Below are 16,329 nucleotides of genomic sequence, written 5' to 3'. Positions count from 1 at the left end.
ATGTGAATTTCGCTTCAACCATCGCTACGAAAACGTGTATAAAGTCTTGCTCAAAGAACTTCGCCAACGGCCCCTCTAAGCTCGATTTGCTTCCTAAGCCCCAAAATTTATTACCTATTGGCAAAACTTATGAGCTTCCAGAAAAAAAGCAGAAGAAACAAGAAGAATCAGGACATCATAATTTTCAAGACTTCTCAGCAAAAAATTTCAGACCAAAGTTTTAAAATAATGAGATTCATAATTATTATACTGGTATCAATTTCCAACATTATCTGTGGATGCAAAGAAAAATCCACCGATAATTCATCAAAAAACATTAACACACCAAATGAAATTATAGACTATCCCAATGGAATCATTGACGACACAGACATAGCATTTGGAATCTACAAAGAATACCAGATAAAGCCTAATCCTATTTTATTAGACAGTTTAAATTCCATGTCCTGCAGGAGTGACGCCTCATTAGCTGAGGGAATAGATGATTTGACAACAGATCTTTACCGCGACCACTTCCCATCATTTACTGATTATTTATATCAGCATCAGGGTTCCTGCCTTGAAAAAGCTTTAATAAGTGGCATTGGTGCTGACCTCTTTGTAGAAGAAAGAAGTAAACGTGCGTCCTTAATAGAAAAGTTAGCCACTGACTTAAATGATTCAACTAGTCTGAGTCCTAATAAAAAAAAGTATATTCTATCTTTAATAAGAAAGGTTAATCCAAATGCATTAGACTAAACCTTTTCCCCACCATCCGCCTTTTCCCAGGGTATGAAAGCCCTGCTCCTCTCTTCCCTGCTCTTCCTCGCCACCGCCTGCGCCCTGAAGCCGACTTCCCAGTACGACGTTTTCCAGGAGCGGGCCCAGCTGCCCCAGGAAGAGGCGCCCCACGTCAGGAACTCCCTGGAGTGGTGGTACTTCACCGGGCAGCTGCGCGACAAGGCCACCGGCGAAACGTTTGGGGTGGAGTACGTCTTCTTCCACTTCAACCCCACCGGCAAGAAGGACTGGCAGATGGTGAACTTCGCCCTCACCGACCCCCAGCAAAAGCGGTTCCGCTACGACTACAAGGTCGAGAGCCTGCCCCAGCTGCTGGCTCCTACCCTGCCGCTCAACCTGCTGATGGCCAAGAGCGGGCAGCAGTGGAGCCTGAGCGGGCAGGAAGGCAGCTACCACCTGCAGGCCCGCATGACCACGGCCGCCGGCCAGGCCATCAACCTGATTACGACGCCCGCTAAGCCCATCCTGCTGCACGGGGGCACCGGCTACGAGCAGTATGGCCCCGTGGCCCGGGCGGGCTACTACAGCTACCCGCGGCTGGCCACGGCCGGCACCCTCGAAATCGGGGGCAAGGTGCGGCAGGTGGAAGGCGAGCTGTGGTACGACCGCCAGTGGAACTGCAACTCCGTGATGGCCAAGGACACCGGCTGGGACTGGATCAGCATTCAGCTCGACCAGCCCCGGGAGGAAATCATGGCCTACCAGCTGCACAACAAGGCCACCGGCGAAAGCCTGGGCGGCGGCACCCACTACTCGGCCCGGAACCAGAACACCCACCTGGCCGCCGCCGACTTCCAGCTGGAGCCCCTCGACTACTGGGTCAGCCCCCGCTCCCGGCAGCGCTACCCCATCAAGTGGCGGCTGCGCATTCCCAGCCAGGGCTACGACCTGACCATTGAGCCGGTAATGCCCAACCAGGAGCTGAGCCTGCGCCTGTTCAAGGCCATCAACCTGCACTACTGGGAAGGCATGTGCACCGTGAAGGGCACCCACCACGGCCAGCCCGTCACCGGCCACAGCTACGTCGAAATCACCAACCGCAGCGAGGTAAAGAAACCCAGGAGCAAGACCAGGACCGCCGCGGCAACCGTTACGGCCGCCGGCCAGCAGTAAGCGTCCCGGCTGTCGTGGCAAGCATTCGGCGCCGCCAGCCGTGCCACGGGTATCCGGCCGCCGCAAGGACAGGAGCCGGTTTAAAGCAGCAAGCCCCGGCGTATTCCTACGGCGGGGCTTGCTGCTTTTCTAAGATTTGCTGGGTTGCTCCGGACGGCTTGCTTCGGCCTTTGGCCTTGCAATCATCGGGTAGTCCGCTGCCGGCGGGGCGGCGGCGCTAGGCCAGGGTCGGCTGGTTTTCCAGGTCGAAGAGGTCGGTCAGCACGTCGATGAGCTGGTCGGCTTCGCCGCGCTTGCAGGCGGCCTTGAGCTGGAGCACGGGCTGCTTAAGGATCTTCTGCATCAGGGAGCGGGTCACCTCGTCCATACGCTTGGCTTCCTCGGGGCTCATCTTCTTCTGGAAGCGGTCCATTTCCTCCTGGCGGATGTGCTCCAGGGCGTTCTTGAGCTTCTGAATGGTGGGCGACACCAGCATCTCCTTGGTCCAGTCCTGCAGGCCGGCAATACTTTCGGCAATGATGGCGCGCACGTGCGGAATGGCGGCCAGGCGCTGCTCCAGGGCGGCCGAGGCCTTGCTCTGAATCGTGTCGATGTTGTAAACCAGCACGCCGGGCACATTCTCCACGTCGGCCTCGATGCTGCGGGGCACCGACAGGTCGATGAAGAACTTGAAGTTCAGCACGTCCAGGTGCTCAACCAGGTCGCGGGTGAAGAAGGGCGCGTGGTGGGCAATGGAGGAAATCACCACATCGGCTTCCTTAAGGCCCTGCGCCAGGTTTTCGAAGTCCAGCACCTGCAGGCCGCACTCGGCCGCCAGCAGGTCGGCTTTGGAGCGGGTGCGGTTGCACAGCGTCACATCGCTGAAGATCTTGCTGTCGCTGAAATGGCGGCACACGTCGGCCCCGATTTCTCCCAGCCCGACCACCAGCACCCGGGGGTTGGCAATGTCGGCGGTCAGCTCTTCTACCAGCTCCAGGGTAGCGTAGGAGGTGGAGGCGGCGCCGTCGCGGAAGCTGGTTTCCTGCTGCACGCGCTTGTTGGTGAAGAAAATGGTGTGCAGCAGCCGGTGCAGAAACGGGCCGGCCGCGTCCTCGTCGGCCGACCACTGGTACGCCATCTTCACCTGATTGCTGATCTGCAGGTCGCCGACTACCTGGGCATCGAGGCCCATGGCTACTTCAAACAGGTGCTGCACCGACTCGTCGTAGGCGTCGAACACGTCGAAGTAGGGGAAGTACTCGGCTACGTTGGCCAGGCCCTTGAGTTGGGCCAGCGCCTCGATGATGGCCGGGCTCTGGTCGCGCTCGGCACTGTAGTAGATTTCGGTCCGGTTGCAGGTACTCAGCACGAGCAGGTCCTGGAGGGCCAGCTCGTGGTGGAGGGTGTGCAGGAAGCGGCGGCAGGCGGCCTCGTCCAGGGCAATCAGCTCGCGGACGGCGAGTGGTGCTTTTTTGAAGGACAGGCTAACGGCCTTAAAGGGATGGAGCATAGCTGGGGCTACGGCGGATTGTAGAGGGCAAAATTACGGCGTAATTCGCTAGTCTGAAACAGGAAGTTGCTACCAGAGGTTCGACCAGCCGGCCGAGTAGTTTTGAAACCGGCCCAGCAGGCTCAGAAGGGCATGTTGGCCGCGTGCAGGCGCTGAAAATCGTTGGGCCTTACCACGCAAATCAGCCCCGGCAGCGGGCCGGGCCGGGCGGGCCGGCGGGGCGGACGGCCCGGTTGGCTTGTTTGCGCCCGGGGGCGCGGCATAACTCCGGCCCGCTTCCCGCGTTAGGAGCGCACGGGCCCGCCTGCTTACCTTCGTCGGCAGGGCCTGCGCGCCCCCCTTCTATGGCCTTATTTTCCCTTTCCCGGCAAGTGCTACCCATTTACGACCAAAAGTCCCGGATCAAGCTCATGGTGCTGGCCGGGGCCATCCTGATTGCGGCCGCCACGGTGATTTATACCAACGTGCTGGTGCAGCGCCTGTCGGAGCGGGAGCAGCAGCAGATTGACCTGTACGCCCGCACCCTGCGCTTCATCATCAGCTCGGAAGTCGACGACGCCAACACCAGCTTCGTGTCCAACGAAATCATTTCGGCCAACAAAACCATTCCCGTGGTGCTCACCGACGGGGAGGGCAACATCGTGGACAGCAAGAACGTGGCGTTGCCCCGCAACGCGTCGGCGCAGGCCACCGCCGACTTCCTGCACCGGCAGGTGGCAGTGATGAAAACCCTGCACCCGCCCATTGTGGTGGAGCTGGGGGGCGGCCTGCGCAACTACATCTACTACCAGGATTCCCAGCTGCTCAATCAGCTGCGCACGTACCCGCTGGTGCAGCTGGCCGTCATCGGCTGCCTGGGCGTTATGGCCTACTTCTCGTTCAGCTACTCGCGCCGGGCCGAGCAGAACCGCGTGTGGGTGGGCCTGGCCAAGGAAACCGCCCACCAGCTGGGCACGCCCCTGAGCAGCCTGATGGCCTGGCACACCTACCTGAAAGACTCGGAGAAGTGGCAGAATGAACCCATCGTGGATGAGCTGGGCAAGGACGTGCGGCGGCTGGAAATCATTACCGAGCGCTTCAGCAACATCGGCTCGGTGCCCATCCTGAAGCCCGAAAACATCCTGCAAGCCACCAAAAATGCCATTGCCTACCTGCAAAGCCGGGTGTCGAAGAAGGTGGTGTTTGAAATCACGACCGAGCTGCCCACCGACCTGCCGGCCCAGATCAACGTACCCCTGTTCGACTGGGTAATTGAGAACATTTGCAAAAACGCGGTGGACGCCATGGACGGCAAAGGCCACATCACGCTCCACCTGCGGCGCAGCACCAAGGGCAAGGACCTCATTGCCCTCGACATCACCGACAACGGCAAGGGCATCCCGAAGAGCAAGCTGGAATCGGTGTTTCTGCCCGGCTACACCACCAAGAAGCGGGGCTGGGGCCTGGGCCTGGCCCTGGCCAAGCGCATCATCGAGAACTATCACCAGGGCAAGCTCTACGTGCGCTGGTCGGAAGTCGGCAAAGGCACCACCTTCCGCGTCCTGCTCAAAGGCTAAGCCCTCCACAGCCCGGCCGTGCCAGGACGCCAATCGTTTTGCCTGATACAGCAAGCCCGGTGAGCCGAAAAGCCCCGCCGTAGAGATACGCCGGGGCTTGCTGTTTTAAGCTGGCTCTGCCCTTGTCAGCGAGCGGAGTGCGCCGTGTTGCCGGACAGGCCGGGCACCGAGCGGTGCCACGGTACGACACCCCTGGTTTCCGGGCACGAAAAAAGGACCGTCAGCTGGCGGTCCTTCTTCATTTTTCCGTCGGAAAAACCGGCTGTTACTTACAGCGAATCACAGCAGTCTTCGAGCGAGTCGATGACGTCGAGCAATTTCGGAATGGAGAGCGAGTAGTAGATCTTGGTGCCTACTTTGAAAGACGACAGGATGCCCCGGTCTTTCAGCGTAATCAGGTGCTGGGAGGCAATGGCCTGGGGCAAGTCGAGCGAACGGTAAATTTCCGTCACGGTCATCTTGTCTTCTTTCCCGAGCAGATCCACGATGGCGAGGCGCTTGGGGTGAGCCAGCACTTTCAGCATCGCGGCGGCTTTATCTACTTTTTTGGATTCTACGCGCGAGAGCAAGGGTTTCATAGAGTAAGTTACAACGGTGGACCTGGGGAACGGATTGGTCAGGAATATGCGTACTACGATATTTCCCGCCTCAAGAGTTCCTATTAAAAAGGATTAAGCCTAAATTTTTTGATTTTTCCCGCTTCCGTAGCACGGAAAGCTCAGCATGGTCAGGCGGGCAAGGACACGGCTGCTGTGCGGGGGCTGCTTACCTTTGGGCCTGAATTTCCCCTGCCCACCCCTTTTTATTGCTCTGCCTGATGAAAGACCTGCTGGCCAAGTTTGAGAATAAGCGCCCCGAAATTGTGTTCGAGTGGAAAGATGCCGAAACCGAGGCCGAAGGCTGGGTGGTCATCAACTCGCTGCGCGGCGGGGCGGCCGGCGGCGGCACCCGCATGCGCAAGGGCCTCGACAAGCGGGAGGTGGAAAGCCTGGCTAAAACGATGGAAGTGAAGTTTACCGTGTCGGGGCCGGCCATCGGCGGGGCTAAGTCGGGTATCAACTTCGACCCCCAGGACCCGCGCAAGCGCGGCGTGCTGGAGCGCTGGTACCGGGCCGTGATTCCGCTGCTCAAGGCCTATTACGGCACCGGCGGCGACCTGAACGTGGACGAAATTCACGACGTGATTCCTATCACGGAAGACTACGGCCTGTGGCACCCGCAGGAAGGCATCGTGAACGGCCACTACCGCGCTACCGAGCCCCAGAAGATTCAGAAGCTGGGGCAGCTGCGCCAGGGCGTGGTGAAGGTGCTGGAGGATGCCTCGTTCACCCCCGATCTGAGCCGCAAGTACACCGTGGCCGACCTCATCACCGGCTACGGCGTGGCCGAGGCCGTGCGCCACTACTACGAGCTCTGGGGGGGGCGCAGCGTGGCCGGCAAGCGGGCCATCATTCAGGGCTGGGGCAACGTGGGCGCCGCGGCGGCCTACTACCTGGCCTTGCAGGGCGCTAAGGTGACCGGCATCATCGACCGGGCTGGTGGGCTGCTGAAGGAGGAAGGCTTCTCGCTCGAGGAAATCCGGACGCTGTTTCTGGAGCGTCAGGGCAACGCGCTGGCGGCCCCGGACCTGCTCTCGTTCGAGGAAATCAACCGGCGGGTCTGGACCTCGGGCGCCGAAATCTTCATTCCGGCGGCGGCCTCGCGCCTGGTAACCCGGGAGCAGGTTGAGCAGCTGATTGCCAACGGGCTGGAAGTCATCAGCTGCGGGGCCAACGTACCGTTTTCGGACCCCGAAATCTTCTTCGGCCCCACCGGCGAGTACGCCGACCAGCACGTGAGCGTGGTGCCCGACTTTATTGCCAACTGCGGCATGGCCCGGGTGTTTGCCTACCTGATGGAAACCAACGCCGAAATCACCGACCAGGCCATCTTCGGCGACACGTCCCGCATCATCCGCCGGGCGCTGGAGCGCACCCGCCAGCAGGGCGAGACGCGCACGGGCGTGGCCCAGAAGTCGTTTGAAATGGCGCTGCGGCAGCTGGTGTAATCTGGCTGTGGGGTCTTAGGGTCTTGGGATCTTGGTTTTCGTTCTGAAAAGTCACTTCCGAATGCAGTCCAAATATCCAAGACCCCAAGTTCCCAAGACCCCAAGACCCTACTAGATGACTCTACAAGAATTTCTGAACCTGCGCTTTCTGGGCAACAACGTAGGCGCCTACCTGACCTGCGTGGGTATTCTGCTGTTCGGGTACGTCTTCAAGACACTGCTGTCCAAGCTGCTGTCCAAGCTGGCGTTCCGCTTTATTCGCAAGCAGACCGAGGGCGTGAGCGAGTCGCAGTTTCAGGCTTTGCTGATTCAGCCGGTTTCGATCGTGGTCTTTTTCGTCACGGTCTACCTCGCCTTTCAGGTGCTCGACTACCCGGTGCGCAGCTCCGAGCTGGCCCACGATGAGCCCTGGTCCAAGGTGGCGCTGTTTCGGCTGTACCAGGTCGGTATCATCACCGGCGTGGCCTGGATTGCCCTGCGGGCCGTCGACTTTCTGGTGCTGGTGTTTCAGCGGCGGGCCGAAACCAATGCCTCACGCATCAACAACCAGCTGATTCCCTTCGCCAAGGACCTGCTGAAGGTGCTGGTCCTGACCATGGCCTTTCTGGTGATGCTCAGCCGCGTGTTCGGCGTCAACGTTACGGCCCTCATTGGCGGCCTGGGCATCGGCGGCCTGGCCGTGGCCTTCGCGGCCAAGGAAAGCCTGGAAAACCTGATTGCCTCCTTTACCATCTTCCTCGACCGGCCCTTCGCCGTGGGCGACCTGGTGGAAGTAGGCGGCGTGACGGGCACCGTGGAGAAGGTAGGGTTTCGCAGCACCCGCCTGCGTACGGCCGAGAAAAGCTACGTGACGGTGCCCAACAAGTCGATGATCGACAAGCCGCTCGACAACCTCTCGCTGCGCACGGCCCGGCGGGTGAGCTTCACGCTGGCGCTGAGCCACGCCACCACCAGCACCCAGCTGCGCGGCATCGTGCAGAACGCCCACCGCGTTATCCTGGAGCACCCGCTCACCACCGACGACGTGCAAACCAAGTTCTCGGCCCTCACGCCCGCCGCCAAGGAAGTCACGGTGCAGTACTTTGTGGAAACCACCAGCTACGAGGATTACCTGGACGTGAAGGAAGACCTCAACTACAGCCTGATCGAGCTGGTGGAGCAGCACGGCGGCAGCTTTGCCAGCACCGGCACCACCATTGTGCAGCTGGCCGGCTCCGACGCGCTCCGCGGCCTGCAGTCGCCGCCCACGCCGGTCTTATAAAGCTTGCGCAGTCCCCTGCGGCCCCCAAAAGAAAGCAGCCAGCCGAACCGCGGAGGTTCAGCTGGCTGCTTTTAGCGTTGTGCCTATTGGCAAAGACGGGGCTTAGCGGCCGCCGAGCAGACCGCCGAGCAGGCTGCCCATTCCGCCCCCGCCGCCCCCGAGCAGGCCACCGAGCCCGCCACCACCCGCACTGCGCGGGGCCGAGCCGGGCCGGCCGCCCAGGCCACCCAGGATAGACATCAGCGAGCCCAGCCCGCCGCTGCCCGTGTGGGTACCCTGCTGCGGCATGTTGCCGTAGTCGCCGGTGCTGCCGGAGTTGCCGCCCCCGCCGAGGACGCTGCTCAGCAGGCCGCCGCCGAGCAGGCCGCCCAGCATACCGCCCATGCCGCCGCCGCCGCCCATGGCACCGCCGAGCAGGCCACCCATGGTGCTGCCGCCGCCGCCCATCATGCCGCCCATGCCACCGGCACGGTTGCCGCCGCCCATCACCCGCGAAATAACCATCGGAGCCACTACGCCCAGCAGACCGGCCATCAGCGCGCCTTTCGGGATGCCTACGCTGTCCAGCTTATCAGTGATGCCGCTCAGGAAGCCCTGTTTGCCGGGGTCTTCCGCCGAGTGCGGCACGGTCGCCGCTTGGTCAACTACGGTTTCCAGGGCTTGCTTCTGCTGCTGATTGATGCCCAGGTAAGTGGAGATTTTAGTCACCATTTCCTCCTCCGTGTTGGAGTAGGCCCCGTCGGCGCGGGCAAAGCTGATCAGGTCCGTAACCAGGGAAAAGCGCAGGTCGCTGCCGCGCAGCGTGTCCAGGTTGTGCTTGATGCTTTCGTTGGAAGCGTCTTTGGCGGCTGCCAGCACCTGCTGGGTAGCGCCGCCCGACAGGCCCACGCTTTGCGCGAGCTGCTGCAGGAACTCCACCTCGGCGGCCGAAGCCTCACGGTCGGCGGAGGCTAGGCTGGCAATAGCGCTGAGGTAGGCAGCTTTTTCCTGGTCCGAATAGTTTTGCAGGAGTTGGGGGTTGTCCATGAGTGTTTCGGTTGGTAGGATGAGAAATAGACCGTTGCCTTAACGCGGTTTGCCTGATTAAGTTGATGCGGCTTTGTCCAGAGCATGGCCCTAAGCCGTCCGGCCCGGATCGGCGCCAACGGCTTACCAGCACGGCCACGCATCCAGGAGGCCCTGCTAAAAGTCAAAATACTGGTCGGGCTGGGGCTGGGCGGGTTGCTTCACCGGTTTTTTTACCTCAAACAGCCTGGCTGGCGGCGCGGCGGGCACATCCGCCACGGCGGCCGGCTTGGCGCCCGCGCTACCAGGTGCGGCTGCCGGGGGACGGGCCGCGGCGGGGCCGGGCCGGGCGGCTACCAGCGGCCGGCGCTGGTCCAGGCTAACCCGAAAATCCGTTTCGGTGCCCTGCACGGCCAGCAGGATGGCCGGGCCGGTGGCCGTTTCGCCGCCAATGCGCGGCCGTAGCAGCCCCGGCAGAATAGGAATGGATAAGTGATAATCCAGCTGCTGGTCGAAGGTGTGGGTGCCGCTCACGCGCAGCACTGAGGCCGTGCGCATGTTGGAGCGGATTTCTATTTCCGGCACGTACACCGTGCGGCTCTGGATATAAAGGCTGTTGGTAAGCTGGGCGAAGCGCAGATGCCGCAGCTGCTCCCGGCTGGCGACCATGCTCAGCTGCTGTAGCGGCGCAAAGTTGTTGAGCTCTCCGTTGCGCACCGTAGCCTGCACCTCCGCCTCCAGCCGGTCGGTCAGCGGCCGCAGCTGACGGTCGAAGTACAGCTCCGCGTCGGCGCTGGCCGTGAGCGTGCCCCGCAGGTGGCGGCTGGTCAGAAAGTGTTGCCCAAAGTCTTCAAAGACGTAAAACAGGCTGTCGAGCGGCAGCTGGGTGCAGCTCATGCGGGTGCTGACCCGGAGCAGGCCGGGCTGCCGGGCATCCAGCGTGCCGCGCACCGTGGCACTGCCTCCCGCCGTCCGCACGCTCAGGCCGTCGGTCGACAGCACCTGCCGCTGCAGGCGCACCCGGCCCCGCAGCTGCTGCCCCCGCCAGCGGCGGAAGCGGACCTGCTGAATCCGGGCCTGCACCACCAGCGCCAGATCCGGCGCCACCTGCAGGGCGTAGGCTTCGCGCGGCCCCGGTTGCCGCGTTGGCCCGGCGGGCGGGGCCGCGCCCGAACTACTCAGCAGCTGATCCAGGTCCAGCAGCCGGGACACCACGCTGGCTTCAATCAGCAGCGGCTGGTGCAGCTGCTGCTGCCCGCTCAGCGCGTTGCGCAAGGCCCCGTTCACCTGGAAGTCGGAGCGCCCCAGGCGGCCGGTAAAGCCGGTCACCACGATGTCGTTGCGACGCAGCCGAAAGTCTCCCGTGAGGCCCGTCAGCGGCAGCGTATAGTCCCGCAGCTGCAGGCTCACGCCCCGTAGCGTCAGCCTGCCCGCCGATCGGGCCAGGGCCGTAGCCGGGCGGGTCCGCAGCTGCCGCAGATTGCCGGCCAGCTGCACCGTCAGCCGGGCCTGCCCGCTGGCACTGCGCACGGCGGCCACCGGAAAAAAGCGGAGTGCCCGCGCCACGTCCAGGTCGGCCCGCAGGCTGAGCTGGATGGTCGGGTCTTGCAGGTTTTCGTAGCGGCCACTGCCGCTGAAAGCGCGCCCGTGCAGGTTGCCGCGCAGCTCCTGCAGGGCAACAAAAGTGGTAGTAGCCCCGCGCCGGGCGCCGTTGCTGAACGTGCCGCGCAGAAACACGTGCTCCACCGATTCCTGGTAGTCCGGGTGGTAAAACGACGCGTCGCGGCACCCAAACTGCCCATCAATGCGCGGCTTACCGCCGGCCGGGCCCCGCTGCAGCTCCCCCCGGAAGTACACCTCTCCCCGGCTCCGGTAGCGCTCCAGCCGCCGGACCAGCCGGGGCGGCAGCAGCGCCACGATGGACTGCAGGTTGGTATGCTGTCCCTCAAACTGCAGCCGGAAGGTGGGTGAGCCGCCGTAGCCAGCCTGACCGGTCAGGCCGTAGGCCGCTTTCCCAATCTGCACCACGGATGGCTGCACGGTGAGCTGCTGCGCGGCGCGGTCCAGTTCCAGCCGGGTTGTCAGGCTCACTTCTTTGCCCCGCAGGTAGTGGTCGTTACTTAGCCGGATACCATTTATGCGGGCCTGCCCCTGCGCCTGAATACTTACCCGGGCCGCCGTGGCCGCGAGGGAGGCGCTCAAATCGTGTACCTGCCAGCTGTAGCGGTGCTGGGTGCCCGCATTGGTATACTCCACGCCCACCCGCTCCAACCGGATCAGCTCCAGGTCGAAAGCCAGCTGCTGGTCCGTCGCCTGGGCTGGAGCTGCCCGCAGCACCTCATAGTTTGACCGGCCCTGCCCATCGTGGCCAACCTGCACGCGCCCGTCGGCCAGCGTGAGCACCCGGATGCGGTAGTGGCCCGCTACCATGTCCCAGGCGTCAAATGCGCAGTGCAGGGTGCGGGCCCGCACCAGCGCCGTGGTATCCTGGGGCCAGCGCGAACCGTGCACCACCACATCGTGCAGCGTTATGGCCACGCGGGGAAATTCGGCGAGTACCGATACGTCCAGGCGCCCTATCCGAACCGGCGTACGCAGGTGGCGGTTGGCTTCCTGAACAAAGAGCGAAATAATCTGCTCCTGCCCGAGCCACACGCTCATGCCCACGCCCCCCAGCAGCAAAACGACACCCAGCAGCGCCAGGGCCAAAGTTTTTTTGAATTTTTTCAATCAGTAAAAATTTCTGACAATGAGCACGTTGGTCTTTGAAACGAGGTTTCACCCAAGATTCATTTACCCAAAGACAGAATATTTCTTGCTGTTTCAAAAAACACCTCCCATATTTGCAATCCCAAACGGGACGTACGCCGCACGGGAAACGGGAGATTAGCTCAGCTGGTTCAGAGCATCTGCCTTACAAGCAGAGGGTCACTGGTTCGAACCCAGTATCTCCCACATTGATTAACAGGCACTTAGCAGCAATGCTAAGTGCCTGTTTTGCTTTTGGTTTACACGGTGGTTTACACTGCCCTATCTATTCTCCTACTCTGAAAATCAAAGGTTCCCACCGTGGCCGCGGATGAGTAACTACACGACCATCGGTTCCTAGCAGTAACGTGCAGGTGCTGGTATCACCCTCAGGCGGCTGCCACATTGACGCCTTCTTGCGCCGACACTTCGCACGAGGTGAACACTGGCCCAAGTGCCGCAACAGGCCCACGTAATGCATACCAAGCTTCGCTGACCTGCAGCCCGGCGGCATCTTATTCCAGTTTTAGAACGAGGCGGAGTAGCGGTCGTGGAATGCTAGTGCATAAAAAAGAGAAGCCCCACCAGTCAGGTGGGGCTTCTCTTTAGGGGATGCGGCCTCCCCACTATGAGTTACTAACACAACAACGGCAGCTAAGCCAGGAAGGTGCAGCATGTTACTCGACAACCACCTTTTTTGTGATGGTCGTGGTCCCGGCCTTGACACGCAGCGTGTACACTCCCAGGGGCAGTTGCTGCACGTTCACGGTAGTCTGAGCACCACCGCCGGATAGTCCCAGGGTGGTTTCTTTCACGGCTTGCCCCAGCACATTGAACAACGTCGCTGTTGCCTGCGACGCACCACTGACGGCGGGCACGCGAAGCGTGAAGCTCTTGTGGGCCGGGTTGGGGTACACGCCCACACTGGCGGCCGTCAAGCCGTTTTTCGCCGACAGCGGGGCCAATGGACCGAAGTGCAGGCTGAAGCGACCGACCAGCGTGGTACCGGCCTGAGCAGCAGTTACGGCGAAGGAATAGGTTGGCTGTAGGCTTAGGTTCACAGCTTGTCCCGTGACAGCATCAATCAGGAATGCATCCAGGCTCACGGGAAGATTCAGCAGTTCAACAGTCGTGAGAGTATAGGTGCCAGCGTTGGGAACGGCCACAGTCAGGGGCAGGTCCGTACCTGCCGTGAAGGCCGGGCGGCCGTCGATAGCAAGCAATTCGCCAGCGGGGGTAATGCTAGCCAAGTTCAGCCCCGTTGAATTGGGGAGCTTGGCCGCATCATATTGGGAATCAAAGCCAGGTGTGGCGCCTGATTGCGCGTAAGCGTACAACGCATCGGTCGGTCCAGTGGTGCCGCGCAGCTCCAGTTGTACTAAAGGTCTGGTTTCTGCTACGGAGCGGAGGAACGGAGTTGCATTGGGGGTGGTAACCCGGTGGCTGTTCCGCAAGGTGAGCGTGCCGCTATTTTGGCCGGTACTCACGCGAACAAAGAAACCTTGGGCAGTCGGCACAATGGGGTTGCCGACATTGTTGACATAGGTGCGATACTGGCCCTCATATTGGCCCGTACTGCTATAGACATAGATGGCCTCGTCCAAGTTAGGGCGGTCAGCGGGTGCCACCCGGGAGTAGTCGAGCGGAGCGGGATAGGGGTTGCCTACTAAGTGCCAGCCCGATCCGGCCTGACTACCGCGGGCCAGGGTCAGGATTAAGGGTGCATTAGTATTGATAAGCGACCCGGTGAAGCTGACCGTGCGGCCGGCCGGCACGTTGAATCTATACCCGCGGCCCACAACTAGCGCATCGGCAAGGGCTGCTGGGGAAAACCAGCCTTTATCAAAGGAGGAAAGATTATTGGTCAGCGTCAGGCGGCTCTGGTCGTAGCCAAACACGGTGGGGAAGTTGGCGACGGTCGCGGGCGTGGCAGATGTGTTGTAGGCGGAATTTACGATGGGCACTGTGCTGGAAGTGCCCAGTTGAGCTACTGTGGCCCCACTGACGGGAGGCGAGAAGTAGCGGTAGCCAGTACCCGGGTTCAGAGACGGGCTGATGTAGCGCTCCACCACGGCCGTATTCCCAAAGATAAGACCCGTTCCTAGTGCGGCGACCATTGCTGTACCGTTCGCATCGGAACGCAGCGTAAGGGTCTGACCATTCAGCTGAAGGTTGGCTCCGCCCCGGATGGTGAGCACCTGCTGCACCGCCACGTCTTGGCTAAGATTTAGCGAAGCGCTACTGGGCAAACTTAGATTTCGTACCTGAGCCGGCAGGCCATTGCCCGTAACCTGCTGGCCGTTCGGCGCATCATTATACACATAGTTGGCATCAGAGCTGAAGCTGCGGGTACCGGTGGTTTGGATAAGCCCCGTCGTTCCGCTGGTGGTAATACCTGCTGCACTGCAAATGCCCAGGGTAGCACCCGCCGCCAGAGTGAACGTGCCCGTGCCGCTCATTACGTAGCAGGCATCATCTAGGCTGCCCTCGTTCTGCACGGTTACCGAGCCGTTTACGACCACATTGCCGGTCAGCTTGCCTTTGCCGGTACCGGTGACGGTGATGCTGTTGTACGTGCCCGATGGGATGGTTGTCGTAGTGCTAACGATAAGATCGGGGTTCTGTGAGTTAATCAGTACCGTGACGGCCGAGAGGGCGCTGGCTACCGCGACATCCGGCTTGCTGTCGCCGTTAAAATCACCCACGGCCAAGCCCAGGGGTGAACTGCCCGCGCTGTAGAGCTGGACGGGTTGAAATGAGCCATTGCCATTGCCCAATTGTACCCCTACGTTGTTAGTGCCGAAATTCGCGGTCAGTAAGTCGGGTCGGCCATCACCATTCACATCGGCTACCTTTAGTTTTTGTGCGCGGCTGTCCAGGCCCGTATCATTATCAGCATATGTAACACCTGATGCGTTTGTAAAGCCTCCCGTGCCGTTCGCAAGCAGGACCGTAACATTGGATGATCTGCCCAGGGGAGCTATAGCTCGGTTCGTTGATGCCAGCAGGTCAGTACGGCCATCGCCATTTACGTCAGCCACTGCTACGCTGGTCGCGAAAACGCCGAAAGGACCACAATCGTAAGTACCACCGTACAAAAGGGAGCCATTGCTCTGACCGAGCATAATTTGGAACCTACTCGGGGTGGAGGGGACACCAGTGTTCGAATTGACCACTATCAGGTCAGGGCGGCCGTCGGCATCCATATCGGCTACGGCAATGTCAACCGGATTAAAATTAGAATTAACGCCCATGCTGTAGCTGAAGCTACCAGGGGGAAATGTGCCATCGCCGCGATTAATAAAAGCAGACACCGAGCTTGCCCGCACATTAGCGGTGTACACATCGGGCCAGCCATCACCGTTCACGTCAGCGACGGCAATTGCCACAGGTTCGACCGAAGTGTTAATGTTATAGTAAATCGGCGTCTGGAAGGTGCCGTTGCCATTGCCAGGTAGCACAAAAAACCCATTAGGCCCCCCGAAGCCGGAGCTGGTCGCCAACAGGTCGGCTTTGCCGTCGCGGTTCATATCGGCTATTGCGACGTCGGAGCAGAAGGTGGAGCCATTCATAAAGTGCATTACACCGGGTTGAAACGACCCGTTGCCATTGCCCAGCAACACGGACAGTGAACCAGGAACCGTTCCGCCATTGGCGGTAACCAGATCCAGCACCCCGTCGCCGTTCACATCGCCAGTAGCGATTTTCAGAGACGGGTTGGAGGTATAGTTTCCGGCCGCGCCGAACGTTTGAGCTCGCACTGCGCCGGTAAAGCCGGTGAGTAACACCAGGCCGGTGAGCACCGCAGCTACTTGTCGCAGCCGCGCAAAAGGGTAGCCGTTTTCCTTCATATAAGGGCCTTTTTCATCCCGTCCATCCGTACGGTTATGCAATCTACGCTCTCACAGCATCAAAATAATACCACGCTATATTTTTCTTGTTTGATACTTCTTGCGTTCATCTGCGCTTCATAAATTACGCTAGGTGTATAGTCCCAGCGTGAGGTGGGTCGGGTCCTGGGTAAAGTTAACGGNGTCTGATAGTGGAAGCGCTGGACGGTGGCTTCTTTAAGCGTGCGATTCATGCGCTCGACCTGGCCGTTGGTCCACGGGTGGGCAGGCTTGGTCAGGCGATGCTCGATGCCATATTCGCGGCAGATGCGGTCAAAGCTGTGCCCGCCCGGCAGCAATTGATGCGGCTGCGCCGTGAACTGTACGCCGTTATGGGTCAATACCTTGTGTACTTTGTAAGGCAGCTTGTCGAGCACGCGCCGCAGAAACGCTGCCGCTACCACCCGCTTAGCGCGGGGGTGGAGTTCAGCGAAGGCTAC

The 16,329-nt window shown here is 60.8% G+C and carries 11 protein-coding genes, 1 tRNA gene and 1 pseudogene; 7 read left to right on the top strand and 6 right to left on the bottom strand.

Annotated features, from left to right (window positions below; all coding sequences use genetic code 11):
• From ABD842_RS02075 to ABD842_RS02065, 3 genes are all read left to right on the top strand, one after another.
• Positions 1-224 (top strand): hypothetical protein (locus tag ABD842_RS02075; protein WP_345109384.1); only part of this gene is annotated, 224 nt, incomplete at its 5' end.
• A gap of 4 nt (positions 225-228) precedes the next feature.
• A complete protein-coding gene (locus tag ABD842_RS02070) occupies positions 229-738 on the top strand; it encodes a hypothetical protein (RefSeq protein ID WP_345109381.1) in 510 nt (169 codons plus the stop codon).
• A 33-nt stretch (positions 739-771) separates the two neighbouring features.
• A complete protein-coding gene (locus ABD842_RS02065; RefSeq protein ID WP_345109378.1) occupies positions 772-1,893 on the top strand; it encodes a lipocalin family protein in 1,122 nt (373 codons plus the stop codon).
• A 217-nt stretch (positions 1,894-2,110) separates the two neighbouring features.
• On the opposite strand, the gene hemA is transcribed toward ABD842_RS02065, so the two are convergent.
• On the bottom strand, positions 2,111-3,382 hold the full coding sequence (gene hemA, locus ABD842_RS02060; RefSeq protein WP_345109376.1) for a glutamyl-tRNA reductase: 1,272 nt from the start codon (positions 3,380-3,382) through the stop codon (positions 2,111-2,113).
• Positions 3,383-3,753: 371 nt separating this feature from the next.
• On the opposite strand from hemA, the gene ABD842_RS02055 reads away from it, so the two are divergent.
• Positions 3,754-4,938 carry a sensor histidine kinase gene (locus ABD842_RS02055; protein ID WP_345109373.1) on the top strand — a complete coding sequence of 395 codons (1,185 nt, stop codon included), beginning with the start codon at positions 3,754-3,756 and terminating at the stop codon, positions 4,936-4,938.
• Between the two features lie 269 nt (positions 4,939-5,207).
• On the opposite strand, the gene ABD842_RS02050 is transcribed toward ABD842_RS02055, so the two are convergent.
• Positions 5,208-5,516, bottom strand: coding sequence for an ArsR/SmtB family transcription factor (locus tag ABD842_RS02050; RefSeq protein WP_129922283.1), 309 nt, complete (start codon positions 5,514-5,516; stop codon positions 5,208-5,210).
• A 239-nt stretch (positions 5,517-5,755) separates the two neighbouring features.
• Between ABD842_RS02050 and ABD842_RS02045 the strand changes: the two genes are divergently transcribed.
• Both ABD842_RS02045 and ABD842_RS02040 read left to right on the top strand, forming a co-directional pair.
• Complete coding sequence (locus ABD842_RS02045) at positions 5,756-6,985, top strand: Glu/Leu/Phe/Val dehydrogenase dimerization domain-containing protein (protein ID WP_345109366.1); 1,230 nt, start codon at positions 5,756-5,758, stop codon at positions 6,983-6,985.
• 115 nt (positions 6,986-7,100) lie between these two features.
• A complete protein-coding gene (locus ABD842_RS02040) occupies positions 7,101-8,246 on the top strand; it encodes a mechanosensitive ion channel family protein (RefSeq protein ID WP_345109364.1) in 1,146 nt (381 codons plus the stop codon).
• 102 nt (positions 8,247-8,348) lie between these two features.
• On the opposite strand, the gene ABD842_RS02035 is transcribed toward ABD842_RS02040, so the two are convergent.
• Together ABD842_RS02035 and ABD842_RS02030 are read right to left on the bottom strand one after the other, a co-directional pair.
• On the bottom strand, positions 8,349-9,272 hold the full coding sequence (locus ABD842_RS02035) for a TerB family tellurite resistance protein (RefSeq protein ID WP_345109361.1): 924 nt from the start codon (positions 9,270-9,272) through the stop codon (positions 8,349-8,351).
• A 156-nt stretch (positions 9,273-9,428) separates the two neighbouring features.
• Positions 9,429-11,981, bottom strand: coding sequence for an AsmA-like C-terminal region-containing protein (locus ABD842_RS02030; protein ID WP_345109359.1), 2,553 nt, complete (start codon positions 11,979-11,981; stop codon positions 9,429-9,431).
• 150 nt (positions 11,982-12,131) lie between these two features.
• Between ABD842_RS02030 and ABD842_RS02025 the strand changes: the two genes are divergently transcribed.
• A tRNA-Val gene (locus tag ABD842_RS02025) sits at positions 12,132-12,206 on the top strand.
• Positions 12,207-12,676: 470 nt separating this feature from the next.
• Here ABD842_RS02025 and ABD842_RS02020 read toward each other — a convergent pair.
• Positions 12,677-15,850 (bottom strand): FG-GAP-like repeat-containing protein, encoded by a 3,174-nt coding sequence (locus ABD842_RS02020; protein ID WP_345109356.1) that lies wholly within the window; start codon positions 15,848-15,850, stop codon positions 12,677-12,679.
• Between the two features lie 188 nt (positions 15,851-16,038).
• Positions 16,039-16,329 (bottom strand): annotated as a pseudogene (locus tag ABD842_RS02015) (integrase core domain-containing protein); the annotation flags it as partial.

The organism is Hymenobacter algoricola, from assembly GCF_039539525.1.
Taxonomy (GTDB): Bacteria; Bacteroidota; Bacteroidia; order Cytophagales; family Hymenobacteraceae; genus Hymenobacter; species Hymenobacter algoricola.
This window is presented reverse-complemented; position numbering and strand designations above follow the sequence as displayed.

What these genes read in the sequence shown, in the direction of transcription:
- ABD842_RS02070 (WP_345109381.1), top strand. Translation starts at nt 229, where the DNA reads ATGAGATTCATAATTATTATACTGGTATCAATTTCCAACATTATCTGT.
- ABD842_RS02065 (WP_345109378.1), top strand. Translation starts at nt 772, where the DNA reads ATGAAAGCCCTGCTCCTCTCTTCCCTGCTCTTCCTCGCCACCGCCTGC.
- hemA (WP_345109376.1), bottom strand. Translation starts at nt 3,382, where the DNA reads ATGCTCCATCCCTTTAAGGCCGTTAGCCTGTCCTTCAAAAAAGCACCA.
- ABD842_RS02050 (WP_129922283.1), bottom strand. Translation starts at nt 5,516, where the DNA reads ATGAAACCCTTGCTCTCGCGCGTAGAATCCAAAAAAGTAGATAAAGCC.
- ABD842_RS02045 (WP_345109366.1), top strand. Translation starts at nt 5,756, where the DNA reads ATGAAAGACCTGCTGGCCAAGTTTGAGAATAAGCGCCCCGAAATTGTG.
- ABD842_RS02040 (WP_345109364.1), top strand. Translation starts at nt 7,101, where the DNA reads ATGACTCTACAAGAATTTCTGAACCTGCGCTTTCTGGGCAACAACGTA.
- ABD842_RS02035 (WP_345109361.1), bottom strand. Translation starts at nt 9,272, where the DNA reads ATGGACAACCCCCAACTCCTGCAAAACTATTCGGACCAGGAAAAAGCT.
- ABD842_RS02020 (WP_345109356.1), bottom strand. Translation starts at nt 15,850, where the DNA reads ATGAAGGAAAACGGCTACCCTTTTGCGCGGCTGCGACAAGTAGCTGCG.